Annotated in this window: 20 protein-coding genes; 18 read left to right on the top strand and 2 right to left on the bottom strand. The window is 50.0% G+C overall.

Translation table 11 applies throughout. The features are described from left to right. Positions 1 to 350 precede the first annotated feature (350 nt). A complete protein-coding gene (locus N5923_RS21800; protein WP_267143989.1) occupies positions 351 to 716 on the bottom strand; it encodes a hypothetical protein in 366 nt (121 codons plus the stop codon). 177 nt (positions 717 to 893) lie between these two features. On the opposite strand from N5923_RS21800, the gene N5923_RS21795 reads away from it, so the two are divergent. The 18 genes from N5923_RS21795 (at position 894) to N5923_RS21710 (ending at position 15,596) form a co-directional block, all read left to right on the top strand. Beyond that, entirely contained in the window at positions 894 to 1,694 is an 801-nt protein-coding gene (locus N5923_RS21795; RefSeq protein ID WP_267143990.1) for a hypothetical protein, read from the top strand. A 269-nt stretch (positions 1,695 to 1,963) separates the two neighbouring features. Then, positions 1,964 to 2,164, top strand: a complete 201-nt coding sequence (locus N5923_RS21790; protein ID WP_267143991.1) for a hypothetical protein — start codon at positions 1,964 to 1,966, stop codon at positions 2,162 to 2,164. Positions 2,165 to 2,274: 110 nt separating this feature from the next. Beyond that, positions 2,275 to 2,853 carry a DUF1133 family protein gene (locus tag N5923_RS21785; RefSeq protein WP_267143992.1) on the top strand — a complete coding sequence of 193 codons (579 nt, stop codon included), beginning with the start codon at positions 2,275 to 2,277 and terminating at the stop codon, positions 2,851 to 2,853. Positions 2,854 to 2,978: 125 nt separating this feature from the next. Then, positions 2,979 to 3,308 carry a phage holin, lambda family gene (locus N5923_RS21780; RefSeq protein WP_267143993.1) on the top strand — a complete coding sequence of 110 codons (330 nt, stop codon included), beginning with the start codon at positions 2,979 to 2,981 and terminating at the stop codon, positions 3,306 to 3,308. A gap of 2 nt (positions 3,309 to 3,310) precedes the next feature. After that, positions 3,311 to 3,937 carry a glycoside hydrolase family 19 protein gene (locus N5923_RS21775; protein ID WP_267143994.1) on the top strand — a complete coding sequence of 209 codons (627 nt, stop codon included), beginning with the start codon at positions 3,311 to 3,313 and terminating at the stop codon, positions 3,935 to 3,937. A gap of 149 nt (positions 3,938 to 4,086) precedes the next feature. Next, positions 4,087 to 5,025: a hypothetical protein gene (locus tag N5923_RS21770; protein WP_267143995.1), complete on the top strand. Its 939-nt coding sequence runs from the start codon at positions 4,087 to 4,089 to the stop codon at positions 5,023 to 5,025. Then, a complete protein-coding gene (locus tag N5923_RS21765) occupies positions 5,025 to 6,353 on the top strand; it encodes a hypothetical protein (protein WP_267143996.1) in 1,329 nt (442 codons plus the stop codon). The genes N5923_RS21770 and N5923_RS21765 overlap by 1 nt, the downstream gene beginning before the upstream one ends. A gap of 13 nt (positions 6,354 to 6,366) precedes the next feature. Continuing rightward, positions 6,367 to 6,807: a hypothetical protein gene (locus tag N5923_RS21760; protein ID WP_267143997.1), complete on the top strand. Its 441-nt coding sequence runs from the start codon at positions 6,367 to 6,369 to the stop codon at positions 6,805 to 6,807. Next, positions 6,807 to 7,391 (top strand): hypothetical protein, encoded by a 585-nt coding sequence (locus N5923_RS21755; RefSeq protein WP_267143998.1) that lies wholly within the window; start codon positions 6,807 to 6,809, stop codon positions 7,389 to 7,391. Before N5923_RS21760 ends, N5923_RS21755 begins: the two co-directional genes overlap by 1 nt. A gap of 94 nt (positions 7,392 to 7,485) precedes the next feature. Next, on the top strand, positions 7,486 to 9,279 hold the full coding sequence (locus tag N5923_RS21750; RefSeq protein WP_267143999.1) for a lytic transglycosylase domain-containing protein: 1,794 nt from the start codon (positions 7,486 to 7,488) through the stop codon (positions 9,277 to 9,279). Positions 9,280 to 9,281: 2 nt separating this feature from the next. Beyond that, complete coding sequence (locus N5923_RS21745; protein ID WP_267144000.1) at positions 9,282 to 9,944, top strand: hypothetical protein; 663 nt, start codon at positions 9,282 to 9,284, stop codon at positions 9,942 to 9,944. Continuing rightward, a complete protein-coding gene (locus tag N5923_RS21740) occupies positions 9,941 to 10,207 on the top strand; it encodes a hypothetical protein (protein ID WP_267144001.1) in 267 nt (88 codons plus the stop codon). The genes N5923_RS21745 and N5923_RS21740 overlap by 4 nt, the downstream gene beginning before the upstream one ends. 1 nt (position 10,208) lies before the next feature. Further along, positions 10,209 to 11,219: a hypothetical protein gene (locus N5923_RS21735; protein ID WP_267144002.1), complete on the top strand. Its 1,011-nt coding sequence runs from the start codon at positions 10,209 to 10,211 to the stop codon at positions 11,217 to 11,219. Further along, positions 11,216 to 11,920 (top strand): phage baseplate protein, encoded by a 705-nt coding sequence (locus N5923_RS21730; RefSeq protein ID WP_267145267.1) that lies wholly within the window; start codon positions 11,216 to 11,218, stop codon positions 11,918 to 11,920. The genes N5923_RS21735 and N5923_RS21730 overlap by 4 nt, the downstream gene beginning before the upstream one ends. Beyond that, entirely contained in the window at positions 11,917 to 12,264 is a 348-nt protein-coding gene (locus N5923_RS21725; protein WP_267144004.1) for a hypothetical protein, read from the top strand. Before N5923_RS21730 ends, N5923_RS21725 begins: the two co-directional genes overlap by 4 nt. A 254-nt stretch (positions 12,265 to 12,518) precedes the next feature. Beyond that, complete coding sequence (locus tag N5923_RS21720) at positions 12,519 to 13,745, top strand: baseplate J/gp47 family protein (RefSeq protein WP_267144005.1); 1,227 nt, start codon at positions 12,519 to 12,521, stop codon at positions 13,743 to 13,745. After that, positions 13,729 to 14,355 (top strand): hypothetical protein, encoded by a 627-nt coding sequence (locus tag N5923_RS21715; protein WP_267144006.1) that lies wholly within the window; start codon positions 13,729 to 13,731, stop codon positions 14,353 to 14,355. Before N5923_RS21720 ends, N5923_RS21715 begins: the two co-directional genes overlap by 17 nt. Continuing rightward, entirely contained in the window at positions 14,352 to 15,596 is a 1,245-nt protein-coding gene (locus N5923_RS21710) for a phage baseplate protein (RefSeq protein ID WP_267144007.1), read from the top strand. The genes N5923_RS21715 and N5923_RS21710 overlap by 4 nt, the downstream gene beginning before the upstream one ends. Here the strand turns inward: N5923_RS21710 and N5923_RS21705 are convergent, their stop codons facing one another. Further along, positions 15,597 to 16,622 (bottom strand): glycosyltransferase family 9 protein, encoded by a 1,026-nt coding sequence (locus tag N5923_RS21705; protein ID WP_267144008.1) that lies wholly within the window; start codon positions 16,620 to 16,622, stop codon positions 15,597 to 15,599. Between the last annotated feature and the right edge of the window lie 336 nt (positions 16,623 to 16,958).

The following is a 16,958-nucleotide window of genomic DNA, read 5'->3' as shown; positions in this document are numbered from 1 at the left end:
TTCTTCCTCCTGTTACCTTCGATCATGAGTGATAAAGATAGTGAACCTAAACCCGTATGCGTTCTTTCACGCTGTCAGAACTGAAGTGTGTCACTGCTGCGTTATGTCTGCCAAATCTTGCAAAATCACCCCTGCCGTCATGTTCATCTGCCTCAGGCTGGCTACTTTGCCTCAAACTGCACCGGGATAACTCGGGGTCTTGTCCCGGCGTATTCAGTTTGTAACGGGGTGGGCTTTGTTAAGCTGAGTTTACTAAATACTAAACATTAAGTAAAGTGTTTGGTGGGTGATAGTTGTTGAGGAACCAAAAAAACCGGCATTAAGCCGGTTATCAAAAAAGAGAGGGGTGGTTAGTTTTTAGCAGCCTGCCGCAGTTTTGCCAGCTCATCAAAAAGCCGGTCGTATTCTTCCGCCTTGTCTCTGAACAGAGCCATCATCTCGCGCTTACCTGCATCGGGGAAACGACGAAAACAGGCAATCAGCGCCTTTTCATTTTCATCTAACTCAATGTTTTCTGACTCTTTATCGCTACTGCTAACGCTGTCGAGGTGCTTAAGCGGCATGCCGTAATCATGCTCAATGCGCCGCGCAGCCTTTTCACCAAAAGAGGATTTGCCGTTTATCAGTTGCGATAAATAGCTCTTCTCTTTTTCGGGGAGTGGCTGACCACTAAACCACTGTCTGAGGCGCGTGCGCCTGATTTCTCTGATGTCCATATCTCATTTTGATTAGAAAAGGCCAAATAAGCAAACGCTTGATGTTTAGTTTAGTGTTTAGTAAATTTCAGTGCGCGCAAGGAGGGTATATGCATCTGAAGATCTGTCTCGCCATAGCGACACGATACGTATCGGGTAACGCTGGCAGCGTTACAGAGCCGCTTCACAGAGGTTGTTATGGCATCGAGCTGGATAAAGATTGAAGTGATCACCCCGGATAAGCCCGAGATTTACCAGATAGCCGAAATTCTGAAGCTGGACCCGGATGCTGTGCTTGGCAAGCTGGTGCGCCTTTGGGCCTGGGCCGATCAGCAAACCGTTGATGGCCATACCAGCTGTAACACTATGAGCGTTACCAAAACTGCAATTGACCGGATCACCTTTACCAGCGGGTTTGCCAGTGCGCTGATAAAGGCTGGCTGGCTGCTTGAGTCGCAACAGGCAATGATTTTCCCCAATTTCGAACGCCATAACGGTAACTCCTCGAAAAAACGGGCGCTTACTAACCGACGCGTCAGCGAACACCGGCAGGGGAAACGCAGTGGTAACGCTGCTGGCGTTAGCCGCCACGATCAAAAACGGTTACCAGAGGAAGAGAGAGAGAAAGAAACTAAAAGTAATAATAACATTGTGCCGCCAGCTGTCGAAAAAAAATACCCGGATGAATTCGAAACGCTCTGGCAGCAATACCCGGCGCGGGAGGGCAGCAATAATAAAATAAATGCCCTGTCATGCTGGAAGGCGCGCAGGCGGGAAGGAATTAGCGACGCCGCCATGCTGGAGGGAACAAGGCGATACCTTAAGTTTTGTGAAGCAAAGGGGCAGATCGGGACGGCGTTTGTGATGCAAACCCAGCGTTTTCTGGGCGCGGGCAGGGAGTTTGCCAATGCCTGGCAGGTTAGTACTGCCTGTGGCAAAGGAGGCCTTGATTGTTTGCCGGAGCCTGATTACTCAATACCTGAGGGATTCAGGGGGTAACAGGATAAAAACGCCAGGCATTAATCGCGAAGCTTTTTGGTGATGGTGGTGGCGTCCATATGGCAGTTGATCGGCTATGGAAAGACAAGCGGATTATAATTGATTCATTAACTATTTAATAATAACCGAACAGATATTATTGAATAACGTGTAGTAAAAATAAGTATCTTTCACCCCGGCTATTTGTACTGCGGTAGCCAGATGCCTTATTTTTTTAGCGGGTTGGTAAGGAACCAACAGCAAGATGGTTACTCTCAAGGAGAGATCATATGATCAAGAGAAGAACTTTAATCCGCAATCTCCCTGCAAACGGCCGTATTGTAGTAAATATGGCTAACGGACAAATAATTTCAATGCGGCTCTTAACGGACAGTGAATATATTGCCACTGTGAGGGAATTTATAGAAATAACCCGAGCGGTCGGTTATCACATTGAATCCGTTGTTGATGGTAGTTATACTGCCGAATAAGCTGGCCTGAACAACCAGTATTGTGTCACTGCTGTGCCTTCGGAGGATATGATGGCACAGCTTCGCTTTATTAATAGCAATCGAATTATCCTGATGCATGAGGAGGGGGCATGATATATCCCTCCACTAGCGGGAGATTTGCAGGTGACGAATACCGTCTGAATACGCTGGAAACGGTCTGGATACAGGGGAAATTACGCCTGTGGGGACGCTGGTCATATACAGGCAGCGCCACCTTCGTCAATATGTTTAATAAACTTCTCGTATCAGAAACAATCAGTAAAAAGGCGATCAACCAGATTTTACTCAGTCTGAAAAAATCCGGGCTGACCCGGGATGAACTGGCTATCTATCTGGATGATCTGCTGAAGAGTAAATATAAAAGCGGTCTGGCATTTTGTAGCGATACTGAGGCGATGATTATCGATCGGGTAATAGGCGAGATTTTTATCGATCAACAACCCTTGCTCAGCGTACTTCATCAACGCTATATCGGTCGGGGCAAAAGTAAAAAACAGATGGCGCGCGAACTCAATGTCAGGCATCCCGGGTGGTCTCTGAGAACATGTGTGAACCGCATCGACGTATGGTTAAATCTCGCCGAATCGATGCTGTATTTGCCAATCTGTGACGCGTTCGACACAAATAGCGGAAGATTTCGTTTGAAAAGTTGCACGCAAAGTGGTTAACTTTAGCTATCCTTCGCAAAGATGCACCCGCAAGGGATTTACCTGAATTATTGTCAAAATGCCCTGGCCATCCGCCGGGGCTTTTTTATGCCCGCAATAAGCACCATCCTGGTGCGGAGGAGATTATGAGTTCAGAAGACTCGGGTCTGCTTGAACATACACTGAAATGGATGTCGGCTAATTTCCCCTCGCTGTATGCCGGCCTCAGCGCATTATGCATCTCAGCCTTGATCGATGTACGCGCCGGAAAATCCAGACTCTTTACTGCTACCGGGGCAATGATCTGCGGCATATTCGCGCTGACGATTTCGGCATCACTGGAGTATTTCGGCCTTCCTGCCAGTTCCGGTGCGTTTGTCGGCGCGCTGGTGGGTTTTGTCGGCGCGGATCGTTTACGGAATATCGCCGTAGCGGTCATCGCGCGTCGCGCAGGGATCGATAATTCAGGGAAATGACTATGGATGTTAACCAGTTTCAGCAGGCGGCTAATATCAGCGTCGTAATGGCTACGCGCTTATTTCCGTACTTTGTCGAATCAATGGAATTATCGGATATTGCGACGCCGCTCGATAAGGCGATGTTTATCGCGCAGACCGGACATGAATCTAACGGCTTTATGGCTACAACTGAAAACTTTAACTACAGCGTGGAAACGTTGCAGGAATTGTTTGTCCCGTACCGTATTTCACGGGCGCAGGCGCAAGCGCTGGGGCGCCGCCAGGGCGAGCCTGCGTTGCCATTAATCCGGCAAAAGGCTATTGCCAATCTGGTTTACCAGGGGCGGCTCGGTAATTCAGCCGTTGGGGATGGCTGGAAATATCGCGGACGCGGCTATTTACAGATCACCTTTCGGGATAACTATCGCGCCTGCGGTAACGCGTTAAAACTCGATCTGGTTGCAAATCCCGAAATACTGGAGCAGGAGCGGGAAGCCGTACGTTCGGCGGCCTGGTTCTGGCAGTCGAAAGGCTGTAGCCGCTATCAGGGGAATATTGTGCGGGTTACCCGAATAATTAACGGCGGGCAGCATGGACTTGCCGAACGTAAAGCGCGCTTTGAGCGCGCCTGCGCGGTGCTGCGATGAAATGGCTGACGCTGAAATCACATCCGCAACAGATCATCGCTCAGCAGCGAGCAACCGCGGGGGAGACGATGCGCGTGTGCAATCTCTTCCTGCAGCGCTAAAAAATAGCGGCCAGGTCAAAACTTCATTTATCGCATGGACAGATAACGATGCCGAGCCTTGACGACATTGCCGGGAATACCGGTAACCAGCTTGCCTCACTACTTCAGTCAGCAGTTGAAACCCTCTCCTCAAGTCAGCAAATCACTTTTCGTCTTTATATAAAACAGGTGCTGCCGCTGGATGGTTTTGTCCGTTGGGTTAATGCGGCAATCATCAACCGGGATGTTCTGAAGCGTCTGAATATCAATACCCCGTTCACTATGACCCTTAATGGCAGCCTTCACCGTCAGGTGTTCGCTGAACAAGCGGATACCACCTCCCGCACGGTTAACAGCCTCATCTTTACGCCGACAGAGCAGATTGATGATTTCAATGTGCAGACCTCTGATGCGCTCTGGTTAGGGGAGTTTGCCGGTACACAATTTGCCTTTGCCCCTGTGGATAGCCGTTACAGCCAGGCGGGGGGGGTTCATTATCGGGGAACGGCAATACTGCCGACGATGTGCAGGCAAATTATTAATGACGCCGATGATATCTCTGACGAGCTGGTGTTATCCAACAGTATGCCGATCTGGCTAAGTCTTAATCAGTTTGCTCCGGTTTACCCTTCATTTCACAACCTGAATGACCTGGAACCGCCCTGCATCGTTGCTGATGTCAGCGAAACTCAGCCTTTGCAGACCGCGCCGTACGTCCCGGGACGCTGGCAGCATGCGCAGGATCGGGTACGCATTACTCTGTATGGCCTGAATAATTCCGTCGCGCTGGAGTACCTCGACTACGTCGTGCACGCCGCGCTGGAGGATGAACATTTCGGCATAACCAATCTGCCGGTTATCACCGATAGCACATCAAATCAGGCAGAGAACACTGTGCTGGCGAAAAGAAAGTGTATCGATTTCGATGCCAACTATTACCAGTCCGCCGCGCGTGACATCTCCAGACAGCTGATTAAACAAGTCATCTTTAACTATGAGGTAAAATAATGAGTTACAACATTGTCACTGTTAACGTCTCACAAACTGCCGGCGCAACACCGTCCAACTTGCAGCAGATGTCCGCTATTATCTCGCATGGCGCCACGCTGCAAAAAAACGCTCATCCGGTACTGATTACGCGAAATACTGAAATGACAGAACAGGTGCAAAACGCCATCGGTTCGCTGGAGGCGGAGCAATCCTCATCCGGCGCAGAGGTGACGCTGCGTCTGCCTGCGGGTGTGGTGATCGACCGGGATACGGATAGTGAAATCGATATCATTATTAGCGGTTGCGCGCCATCGGTCTGGAACGGCAAATACACCGCGACGCTGACTGGCCAGGGCACGCTGAAATGGACAATCGCTCCTTCAGCACTGGCAGGAAAACCCACAACGCTGGGCCTGTTTGCGCTTGCCGCCAGTGAAGAACTGCTCACCGCAGTAAATACATTTTTCGCGCAGGGGAATTCTGTCGGGACTTACCTGCTGGAGCTGGGGTATCAGGGCGGGAAAACGACAGATCAGGTTGCCGCGCTAAAGCGTTATCTGGAAGAGCCGGCTAAACGCTTTTACGCGTATCTGGTACCGTCACACTGGGACGGCGATGCTGATTTTATTGCGCTGGCCAGCCTGTATACCGGTAATGAAGCGATGCAGTATTTTTTTACGCTGACTGCCGCGCCAGCCGACACCAATTATCGCAGTCCATACGCCAGTATTAAATCGGTTATCGCTGTTTGCGATGACAGCGGGCCGCTAACCAACGCGGCGGCAGCCGTAATGTGGAATCTGGTCTCCGCCTCGCCCAGCGAAATCAATAAGGTTCCGCCGATGGCGTTCCGCTTCCTGCTGGCGGTCAATGCCAGCCAGGCAAAATCGTCACTTCTTACCACCCTGGTGAAGAACAATATCAACTACGTCGGCACCGGGGCAGAAGGGGGTATCGCCAATACCATCCTGGTCAAAGGGGTAACCAGTGACGGCAACGATATGACGTACTGGTACTCGGTGGACTGGGTACAGATCAACGTTGACAGGATGCTGGCGAACGCGGTGATCAATGGCAGCAACAATCCCATCAACCCGCTTTATTACGATCAGGATGGTATTGACCGCCTGCAGATGGTTGCTCAGGGCGTATTTAATACCGGCATTGCCTGCGGTCTGGTTAACGGTCTCACTCCAGTTAACGCCGTACCGTTTAAAAGCTACGTTACCCATCATCCTGACGATTACGGCACTGGCCGCTACGCGGGTCTGTCGGCGAGCTATACCCCGATGCGTGGTTTTGTGGAAATTATCTTCAATATTAACGTGACGATGCAGCTGTCTTAAAAGGAATTGAACAATGCATAATCCAATGATCAGCCCCGGCGTGCTCAATCGTGTCAGGGCCAGTGCTAAATTTACCGATCACCCTGAGCTGAATGTATCCGCGTCCGCTCTGGCGAAGGAAGGTGTCGAGATAACATTTCAGGGCAATATCGTTGAGCCTCTCCCGGCAATGACCGGGATTGTTCAGTCGCCGCAGCCTTATGTGCTGGTACAAGCCAAAATCCATCTGCTACGCAGCCAGCTGATGGCTGCTCAGTATAAGAAGCAGATCGAAAACGACGGTTTTGTCGGGGACGTGCGCCTGTATACCGACAGCAGTACTTTAGGCGAGTTTGATATGGCCAGTACCGCGATCACATCGGTTGGCGATATGACATTTGCCGGAGGAGACCCGGGTGTCGTGATTACGCTCACCGGCACCTATTACGTCAACTCAGCCTTGTGGGAACTCTGATGAAAATCTCTCGTGTAATGAATCTGATTGTGCCGGTAGAAACCGAATCAGGAGCAGCCTGGATCCATTCAACGCCGATTTCCAGAGAGATTTACAAAGCGCATTTCCTTATTCTCAGCAAAACCTTTGCCGCCATTTTTACCGAAGGATTAGGCACCGTAGCCGGGCCGCGAGTGGCCTGTCTGATGCTGGAAAAGATTGCATCTGAATCGGGTGGCTGGGACGGGGCAAATGGCGTGCGCAATACGCTGGTCGGGGAAATCATCCGCCTTTCAAACCTGGTGTATCCGCAGGAAGGAAAAGGCTGGCAGACTAAACCGCTGGATGTGGCTATCGAAAAAGGCGTGGTTGAGCTGGATGAAATAATCGGTGAACTGGTTTTTTTTACCTGTGTCTCGGCGATAAACAAACCGGATCAGGCGAGGGGACTTATGGAAGTGGTGGCTGGTCTGTGGAGCAGTGCAACCACATCATTGAGCCTTATGGACTGGATCGATTCATTAGTGATATCGAAACCAACCGGCAATTCTGGCGAGATGGAGAACATGTCGTTAGCGATATCCTCGACTACTGTGCCGGTGTAGGTTTTCGGCAGCTATTTATCGACACACCGCTAAATCTGAAAACAGCAGCTCAGTTACGTGAACTGCTGAAATGCACCCCTCCCGGAGGCTTTTAATGGCCGGAAATCAGCTCCCCGTGATCGATGAAGCGAAAATTCGCCAGTTGCAGGACATAGCGGATAAGTTTAAGGCAGCCTTCAGTGTGGGTCCTGGCGGTTTCTCCGCGCGTTTTCAGGCTCCGGCAGCAGCCCAGACCGATACCGGGTTTAATCAATTTCTGCAAAACCTTGATACAGAGGCGCAGGGAACACTGAAAACCTTTGCACTGATCAATAAGACGCTGGATGTCACCACCAGAACGCTAAAAGGGCTATTTTCAACAGCCCTGTCCTGGGGAAACAAACTGGTGTCGCTTAGCGTCGCGGGGCCATTTGGCTTTGGCCAGTTTGCGAGGCAGGCAACCAGTCAATATCTGAATGCCCAAAGTGTGGGGCTGACGACCGGGCAGTGGCAGGCGGCAAACAGCGTTTATGGCGCCCGCATCTCAGGCACAGATAATATCATACAGGCTCTGGCTGCCGCCCGTAATGATCCTATCCATCCTGCATACGCCGGTCTTATGTCTCTGGGTATCAATCCCAATGCCAGCGTTCACCACAATCTGCCAGCATTTCTTACCCAAATCACCGGACTGTTAGAGCAGTACCAGGATTCGGGGACTTCACAAGCCATTCTGCATGCAAAAGGGCTGGGCTTTATTAGTGTCGCCGATGCTAATCAGATCATGGACAATCGGTACTCCCTTCCCTTACTCAATCAGCAATATAGCGAACGGTCGCAGTATCTGGACGCGGCGATTGGGGACGGTAGCCAGGGATGGTTGCAAAAGGTTTATTCCAGTCTTACGTATAATGCGGACAGGCTTGGTAACACCCTGGTTAAATCATTAAGCAACCTTGCTCCTGCCATTATCAAATTCTCCGATTCAATCACTTCTGGTTTAGAAAAATTTATCAGAGGCGAGAACGGTAAAGCGCTTTTCGAGCTGGTGGCCAGCGGGCTGAATACGTTAAGTGACTGGCTTGGCAGCGAACAGTTTCAGGCGGATCTGAAAACCTTTGCCGACTGCATCAAAACCATTGTTACAGCGTTGGGGCAGGCGATTAAATGGATCGCCGGTAAGGTACCAGGTGTCCAGCTCAGCGGCAGCGGAACAGGGCGAGATAGTGCGGCGCGTGAACTGGTAAATTTTGGCGATAAGTATCTGGGCGGGAAACTGCCTGGCGCCAATCGAATGACCAACCAGTACACCAGTTACTTTTCCGAAAATGCGGTGTACGACAACTATCAAATGCCTGATGGACTGAAAAGGAATATTAAGCATTTTGTCGTGCAGATGAATGATACGGCGAAATTGCCCAAAGGGCTGATGTCCGCGATTGCGCAGACCGAATCATCCTGGAATCCCCTGGCCAAGAACAAACAATCCGGTGCCGCCGGACTGTTTCAGTTTATACCAGCAACAGCTGCCGCTTATGGCCTGAGTGAAGAGGATGTTTTTGATCCGAAGAAAGCCACGCAGGCAGCAGCAAAATATTTGCAAAACAACATGAAACGCTACAACGGCGATATTGCAAAGACGCTGACGCAATATAACGGCGGACAAATTGATCAAGACGGCAACCTGAGCCTTAAAAAGGAAACCGTCGACTATCTGCTGAAAATCCTGCCGCAAGTACAGGGTGGGCTGGCACAGCATCCCGGCATTGTGCCCCGGCTGCGGGAGGCGAGTTACGCCCTTGCCGGCGCCCCGGATAACGCCCGCGCCACGATTCAACTCGATATTAACCAGATGCCGGGATCCGATATCAGCGCCCAGGTGAAAGGCATGTGCAGCGTTCAGAGGTAAAAATGGCATTAAATTATTTCGGCAAAGCCTGGCAGCTGGCATTTGAAATCTCACCAATCATGCTGGTCGGGGGGCTGGCTGCCACTATTCCCGGCAGCACGTTACCCATTGCAGTGTTTACGGAAGGGTTGAGTATTGTCAGTGGGCTTATGCATGGTGAACTCGGTAACGGAGCAACCGCACGTTTTATGCCGATGGCCGGAACCACTCTGATTCAACAAGAGATAGGGAATCTCAATTTCTATAACCAGACAACGGCAGCTAATGCGGTGGTGAACAAACCCAATCGGATCAATATGCAAATGCAGCGTCCCGTCTCCACCCGTGACGGTGGCTATGCGACGAAATCGCTGACGTTTACGGCGCTGAAAATGGCGCTCGATAAACATAATCAGCTCGGCGGCAGTTATAACGTGCTCACTCCGGCATTTATCTATACCGGATGCCTGTTGCGCTCGCTTAGCGATAACTCCGGGTTTTCTGCGCAGAACAAACAGGCGCAGCACTCCTGGGTGTTTGAGTTTGAGCAGCCGCTTTTAGTCCTTTCCCAGCTAGAGGCGGTACTCGGTAACCTGATGAACAAATTTGAATCTGGTTTACCCGCAACTGGCGGGCTGGGTTGGACAGCGCAGGGAAACCAGATAGCGGGGCCACCACCATTATGACAAGTTTTATTCCATTTAAACCGAACGACCAGCTACCGTTTTCGTTTCAGGCAACAATCGGTGGAGTGAATCTGTTTGCCTCTGTGCCGTTTAACCTTTATGCCAACCGTTACTACCTGAAACTGGTCGAGGGGCAGGGAAGCGCGACTGTGTATGTTCCTCTCATCGACTCACCGGATGATTACGATATTAATCTGGCGTTGCCCTGGTCACCGGGTTCACTGGTTTATCGCGGCAGCAGCCGTCAGTTTGAGGTGACTTAGGGTGAGATATTACAGACTGGAAATTGCCGACAAATATGGAAGACCTGCAATTGCCCGCGACGGTACGTTAATCGGACCATTCGATACAGCAGGCAGTGCAGGCCGTGGGTTGCATATTGATTTTGACGCGATGATTGCCGGCTATGATGTGATCAAAAGCGGAACGAAGATTAGCCTTTACGGTTTACCCGCTTCGATGCTGAGTCAAAGCGTCCAGCTTAATGGTTACCATTTAAAACTCAAAGCCGGGTTTACGCAGGGATTGCCGTTAGCGAATCCGGGTCAGGCGGACTGGATAATTAGTGGCGAGATTTATAATTGTTATGCGAACTGGATCGGTACAGAACAGTCACTGAATTTCATCGTTAACCCCAGCCCGCTGTTAAACGACGAAGGGCAATCGACCTGTATTACGCTGTCGGGCAAGAGAGGGGATAATCTTGGCAAGGTAGTAGAACAGGCGCTAAAAAGGGCTTACCCGAAATGCGAGGTGATAACAACGGTCAGCAACAAATTAGTTTTGCCGGAAGATGCCACTGGTGTTTGTCCACGCATGGAGCCGCTTGCCACAACGGCACGAAGTATGTCGAAAGACATCATCAATGACGATGGTTATAGCGGCGTGCAGGTTGTGGTAGCAGACGATGTTATTCATGTTTTCGATAACTGGTGGGTCAGCGGGGAGGGCGATAAGCCGATATTGCCGCAAGAACTCATCGGCCAGCCAACGTGGGCAGGATTAAAGCTGGTTTCCTTTAAATGCCCTCTGAGAGCAGATCTGCGCTGCGGTGATAAGATCAGCCTGCCAAAAAATATTCTTTCCGCTCCTTCATCTTTACTCTCGGTTAATAATGAACAGGCCAACCCCATGCTGCGAAACAATGTGAATTTTTCCGGACTATTTTTGATTACCGCGGTACGTCATGTCGGGAAATACCTTTCTGCTGATAGCAGCAATGCCTGGGTCACCAACTATGAAGCACTTGCTCAGTATCGTGAGGCCGAAAAATGAGTGATGCACAGAAATTTCCGTTTGCGAAAGCGCTAACCAACGTTATTACCACTGCATGGCGGGATAATGACGCGCTCCGCGGCCGCGCATTACCCTGTCACGTGGTTGCAGTAAAAGGGCAGATTGTCACGGTTCAGTTCGATCTGCTGCCTGGTGGGGTTCAGTACCCGCAGATAACCATACCGATCGCGACCTTCGCTTATATTCGCTACCCGGTTCAGCCCGGAGATAAAGGTGTTACTGTTCCCGCAGATGTCTCACTACGCGGGATATCCGGCTTAGGAACGGATATTGCCAGCCTCTCTCTGTCGCCTTCACTGACACCGCTGTTTTTTGTACCGCTCGCTAACGTCACCTGGTCTGATGAAGATCCCCGAAAGGTCACCGTTTACGGCCCGGAAGGGGTGATTTGTAAAACTGTCGCCGGGGACGCAACGGTCACCATCGAGCCAGGCAAGGTGACACTGAAAGCCGCCCATATCTACCTGGAAGGAACGATACATCTTAACGGCAAGATTGTGCAGGATGCAGGCCAGATCCCCGGCGATGCCACCGCATCGCTTATTGGCCCGCTGAGTGTGCAGAACGATGCAACAATCAACGGTGTCAGCGTCAGCCAGCACGGCCATGATATTAAAAACGTGCAGGGCGGTAACAGCACGGTGACTTCAGAAAAACCCAATCCGGGAGGGACACAATGAGAACCTGGGGAAGAGTTACTGACGCGCGCGGCCATGCAAAGTGGGTTGCCGTGGAAGCCGATGAGCAAGGGGATTTTTCCTGGGGCTGGTTAACCACGCTGATCCAGACGCTAAAACTGAGCCTCGGTGAATCCCCGTTCTACGCGCAGTACGGTATACCGGCGCAGCAATCGATTGTTACTCAGGTGCATCCCGATTACTACGTCAACATCACGCAGCAGCAGTTTGCCGGCTACTTTGCCTCGTTATCGATCAGCAAAACAGATGGGGCTGATTGTCCCACCTATGAGATAAAAGCCGTGTTTCTTAACGGGACATCATTTAGCGAGAGTATTGCGGTTTAGTCCTGACTTCTGCATTTGTACCATCACAATAGTCAGAATGGGTCACGATAAATGACGGAATTTTAATATCCCCCGGCGCATCGGCTGAAGGCATTACGCGGCGACAAATCAATAATCACGCCGCGGGTATTTTACATGGCGACTGAAATCCTTCTGGGTTCTGGGAAATGGCTTATCATCGGCGTCAGCAAATCTTCACCGACTTTATTCTCTCAATCCCCTTTCACTATCCATATTTATACAGTAGGTAATCTATGTCAGATCTACCCATAGTCATTACTCAATCTGGTGCGCAGCCCACACCGCCAAAAACACTGCTGTCGAACCTTATCACCAACGTAGCCGCCATCGTTCCCGGCTATACCGCCAATCTGCCTGCCGCTTTGATCGCTGACTTAGCCGGCACCGCAACCGGCGCGGTTGCCCTTATCGACAGCGCGATGGTGGATACCATCAACTCAGTGACGCCGTACGGCGCTAACCTGCCGATGCTGATGCAACTCGGCACCCTTTACGGCGTGCCGCAGGGCAAGGGCTACAACACCTCCGTCAATGTCACCTTTATAGGCTTGCCGGGATTTGTGATCCCGAAAGGATTTATTGTTTCGGATGGCAACTATCAATATATGGTCCAGAATAATGCTGTGGTGCCTGCGGGAGGGCAAACGAAACCCATCTATTGCCTGGCGACAACGGGAGGTTGCTGGGCGGTTCCTGCCGGCTCGGTCACGCAGATAATTACCTCAGTGCCGAGTACCATCACTTTGAGCTGTACCAACGTCACTGCGGGGGTTCCCGGCGCTGAGAAACAGCCTGAGTCTTCCTATCGCGCCCAGGTTATGCAGGCCGGTATGGTAACAGCTCAGGGCGTGCCCGCTTTTCTGAAAACCCTGCTGCAAAAAGTATCCGGGGTGAAAAGTAATCTGATTTCCTACAGAAATGTGAGTACCGGCAGATGGGCGCTTATCGTCGGGGGTGGCGATCCCTACGAAGTCGGGCTGGCCGTGTACAGTGCGGTCCCTGATATTTCGGTTCTGACCGCAGACGTGCTCGACGGGGAGGGCAATAAACCCGATAGTATTACCGTTACAATAACGGATTACCCGGATAACTATAATATACCTGTCATTCTGCCCACGTCACAGATGGCATCTGTGATACTCACATGGAATATAAGAGTGGCTGACCAGCTTGATCCTGACAGCGCCTCTGCCGCCGCCATTGCTCCGCTGGTTGATTATATTAATGATATTCCCATCGGCGAGCCGATAAATACCTATCAGATCGAGTCTATATTTCTCACTGCAATCACCTCCCTCGTCAGCCCTACACAGATATCACTGATCGACATCAGTATCGGGATAAACGGCGTTGTTGTTCCGCCATTAACGGGAACGGAGCTGATATACGGCGGTGAGTACAGTTATTTCACCACAGATCCATCACGTATAACGGTGCAACGATATGGCAACACCGATTAGTCAAATCATTCCATCTTACCCGTTTGTGCAGTACAACGATGATCCAGACGTAGTGGCTTTTTTTACCGCATACAACAAAATCGCACAAAATTATCTGACGGCATTTAATAAACTGACATTGCCATTCTGGCCCGGCGAATGTATCAACGGTTATCTGCTCGACTGGGTTGCCGAAGGTATATACGGTTATGCCAGACCCTATCTGAAAATTTCCGAGGAAAGTGTCGCGAAAGGCGCTTATAACAGCGTTGACTATAACACGGTTCCCTATGCGAAATTAAAAACTTACCGGCCGGGGAAAACGCAATATCTGCCGGATGAATATTTTAAACGCATACTGACATGGAATTTTTATAAAGGTGACGGTTTCCAGTTCAGTATTACCTGGCTTAAGCGACGTATAGCCAGGTTTATCTATGGGAAGTCTGGACTGGATTTTACCCTTCAGCATATATCCAATATCAGTATTTCAAGTTCAGCAGGAACGTTCAATATAAGCGTGCCTGAATATGGCGACGGGATTGGACTATTTCTCAAAACGGCGATTGAGCAGGGGTTAGTTAATCTTCCCTTTATTTACACCTTTAACGTGACGGTAAATAAACAATGATTACAGGATTCGGGAATAATGTGGTGTCTTCGTTAGCTTCTGACATCACCGCAGCGCAAACCACTTTTGCAGTGATGCCTGGCACGGGAGAGCTATTTGCCAGATTGCTGACGACGGATATTGCTAATCCGGACAGCCCTCACAACATTTATGCAAAGCTCACGCTCACTGATGCTCAGCAATCTGTATTTGAAATCTGTCATCTGATGGCAGTATCACAGGATACTTTAACCGTGATTCGCGGGCAGGAGGAAACCACGGCAAAAGGCTGGTCATTAAATGATGCGGTAGCGAACTTTGCCACTCGTGGATCTGAACAAAATTATGTTCAGATTGAGCAGCTGCAAGCCGGAGACTTCACAACCGCAACCGCTGGTGGCACGGCGAATGCCCTGACGGTTTCTTTACCCTCAACGTACTTTAATAACAGCGGCACAGAGTGGCAGCTGAAAACGCCGCTGATTATTACACCCACAGCAGCGAATACGGGGGGCGCTACGCTGCAGGTGACTCTGTCCGGGATCGTGCTCGGTACATTTCCACTGTATAAAGGTCACAAAAGAGAACTTGATACAGGTGATTTAGTCAGTGGGGTGCCGTTTTGCTGCGTGCTTGATCAGACCAAAGAATTTTTTAACGTAATAAACCCAACTGCTTTATATAATTATTCGGTTGATCAGATGTATCCCGTAGGAATCGTTATCTGGTTTGCGCAGAATAAAAATCCGAACCTATTATTCCCCGGCACTACCTGGGTATATATCGGTGAAAACAGGGTGATACGCACAGCTAAGGCTGATGGAACCGATATACTGGCATCCGGCGGTGCTGATGTCGTTACGCTGGTGCCAGGGAATTTACCGGCACATAGCCATAGTTTCTCTGCCAATACCAGCAGTTTTGATTACGGTACGAAAACCAGCAGTAGTTTTGACTATGGAACCAAAACGTCTAACTCTGCGGGCGCGCATACCCATAACGCCTGGCAGTTTACCCTGGATGGGGCAGTACAAAGCTACAGGATTTCTTTACATGATCGTTGGTTCGGAAATAACCTCACGGCTACAAATAGCGCGGGAGCGCATACGCATACAGTGGTTATAGGGGCACACACCCATACTGTAGCTATAGGTGCACACAGCCATAGCGTATCGGGTTCAACCGAAAGCACAGGGAGCGGAACTGCACTTTCGGTTGTTAACGCCTATGTGAAATTAATGGGGTGGTACAGAACGGCCTGATTATGCCTGGCTTTGGCTCACAACGCGTAAACGGAGTGCGATAAATCGGCTGTATACTTCATCGACGCTCAATAAACCCACATTTCTTTCCGGCGCTTCTACTGTTTCGTTTGGCACCCCCCATGGTCCCCAGAACAAGGCATCGCTATTGCCAAACATTGCTACCGTCGGAACGCCTGCTCCAGCAGCAACATGCAATGCGCCACCGTCGCTCGTCAATATCTGATCACAGAGTGACATTGCCGACATCAGTTCTCTGAGGTTTTTCGTTGCGACGGGAGTTATGAATGAATCCTGTAATGCATTGATGATCTGCTGTGCTTTATCATCATCTCCAGGATGCTCCTTATTACTGGTTTTGCCTGGCGCCCAGAAAAGCAGAATATGGCATTTTTCACGTTTGTTCAGCCGGTCCGCCATTTCGACGAATTTTTCTGCCTGCCAGCGCTGCATTGGCTTTCTGGCGCTGATCTGTAATCCATACACAGGCACATTTTCAGAAACGGACAGACGGGCTTTCATCGACCTGATTTCTTCCGCTGTTATATAAAGCTCAAGTGGTCCGGGTTCTTTGTAAACACCAATGGGTTTAGCCAGCTGGGCGAGTAACTGCACAATATGACACCGTTCTGCCGGCTTCGGGACAAGATCTGTAATCGCCGCTGGTGCGTCACTGCCAATGGCGATTACCCTTCTGGCGCCAGATAATTTTGCCCACTGAAGAGGGCGCTTATCCCATTTCTCTCGTGCGATTATTGCCACATCATAGCGCGCAAGCCGTAACGCGATACATGTTTTCAGGCGGCGCAGAATCACGCCTGATGCCCACTGGCCGGGTTTACGATGGTGTAATTTGCTATAAAGATGCACCCGCCCAATATGTGGATTATTATCCATAATAGATTGGTTGTAAGTATTCACCAAAACATCAACTTTAGTGCCGTAGACCTGTGCAATACAGGCAATCAGCGGTGTGGTCAAAATCAAATCACCTATGTTATCCCTGCGTATAATGAGTATTTTCATTCCCATTCCTTTGGTATTAAAGAGAAGAACCAACAAGTTTCTTGTCAGGCTTTATTAATGAGGTCTGGTGACGATTTTATCAGTGGAAATGCACGAAAAAAAGGCTGCCTCGTTTCGGCAAGCTGATAAAAAATCAATGCATTTATAGCTGTGCTAATTATTATTTTTCCATTCTTTCAGGTGGTGTGGAAATATCTTATCAATACAGTTGAAAGATGACGGTTTTTCTTTAAGGCGAAGCCTCATTAAGTATGGGGAAGGCAGGATCTTTTATTTGTAGAATATGCAGAATCCATCGGCCGGCTATCTTAAGCAGAGGCTAAATATTGACGATGT

It is taken from the genome of Winslowiella arboricola, from assembly GCF_025527015.1.
Lineage (GTDB): Bacteria > Pseudomonadota > Gammaproteobacteria > Enterobacterales > Enterobacteriaceae > Erwinia > Erwinia arboricola.
Note: the sequence above shows the minus strand (reverse complement) of the source record. Positions and strands in the feature narration are given on the sequence as shown.

Excerpts from the sequence above, each read along its gene's own strand:
- N5923_RS21800 (WP_267143989.1), bottom strand. The coding sequence starts at position 716 with ATGGACATCAGAGAAATCAGGCGCACGCGCCTCAGACAGTGGTTTAGT.
- N5923_RS21795 (WP_267143990.1), top strand. The coding sequence starts at position 894 with ATGGCATCGAGCTGGATAAAGATTGAAGTGATCACCCCGGATAAGCCC.
- N5923_RS21790 (WP_267143991.1), top strand. The coding sequence starts at position 1,964 with ATGATCAAGAGAAGAACTTTAATCCGCAATCTCCCTGCAAACGGCCGT.
- N5923_RS21785 (WP_267143992.1), top strand. The coding sequence starts at position 2,275 with ATGATATATCCCTCCACTAGCGGGAGATTTGCAGGTGACGAATACCGT.
- N5923_RS21780 (WP_267143993.1), top strand. The coding sequence starts at position 2,979 with ATGAGTTCAGAAGACTCGGGTCTGCTTGAACATACACTGAAATGGATG.
- N5923_RS21775 (WP_267143994.1), top strand. The coding sequence starts at position 3,311 with ATGGATGTTAACCAGTTTCAGCAGGCGGCTAATATCAGCGTCGTAATG.
- N5923_RS21770 (WP_267143995.1), top strand. The coding sequence starts at position 4,087 with ATGCCGAGCCTTGACGACATTGCCGGGAATACCGGTAACCAGCTTGCC.
- N5923_RS21765 (WP_267143996.1), top strand. The coding sequence starts at position 5,025 with ATGAGTTACAACATTGTCACTGTTAACGTCTCACAAACTGCCGGCGCA.
- N5923_RS21760 (WP_267143997.1), top strand. The coding sequence starts at position 6,367 with ATGCATAATCCAATGATCAGCCCCGGCGTGCTCAATCGTGTCAGGGCC.
- N5923_RS21755 (WP_267143998.1), top strand. The coding sequence starts at position 6,807 with ATGAAAATCTCTCGTGTAATGAATCTGATTGTGCCGGTAGAAACCGAA.
- N5923_RS21750 (WP_267143999.1), top strand. The coding sequence starts at position 7,486 with ATGGCCGGAAATCAGCTCCCCGTGATCGATGAAGCGAAAATTCGCCAG.
- N5923_RS21745 (WP_267144000.1), top strand. The coding sequence starts at position 9,282 with ATGGCATTAAATTATTTCGGCAAAGCCTGGCAGCTGGCATTTGAAATC.
- N5923_RS21740 (WP_267144001.1), top strand. The coding sequence starts at position 9,941 with ATGACAAGTTTTATTCCATTTAAACCGAACGACCAGCTACCGTTTTCG.
- N5923_RS21730 (WP_267145267.1), top strand. The coding sequence starts at position 11,216 with ATGAGTGATGCACAGAAATTTCCGTTTGCGAAAGCGCTAACCAACGTT.
- N5923_RS21725 (WP_267144004.1), top strand. The coding sequence starts at position 11,917 with ATGAGAACCTGGGGAAGAGTTACTGACGCGCGCGGCCATGCAAAGTGG.
- N5923_RS21720 (WP_267144005.1), top strand. The coding sequence starts at position 12,519 with ATGTCAGATCTACCCATAGTCATTACTCAATCTGGTGCGCAGCCCACA.
- N5923_RS21715 (WP_267144006.1), top strand. The coding sequence starts at position 13,729 with ATGGCAACACCGATTAGTCAAATCATTCCATCTTACCCGTTTGTGCAG.
- N5923_RS21710 (WP_267144007.1), top strand. The coding sequence starts at position 14,352 with ATGATTACAGGATTCGGGAATAATGTGGTGTCTTCGTTAGCTTCTGAC.
- N5923_RS21705 (WP_267144008.1), bottom strand. The coding sequence starts at position 16,622 with ATGAAAATACTCATTATACGCAGGGATAACATAGGTGATTTGATTTTG.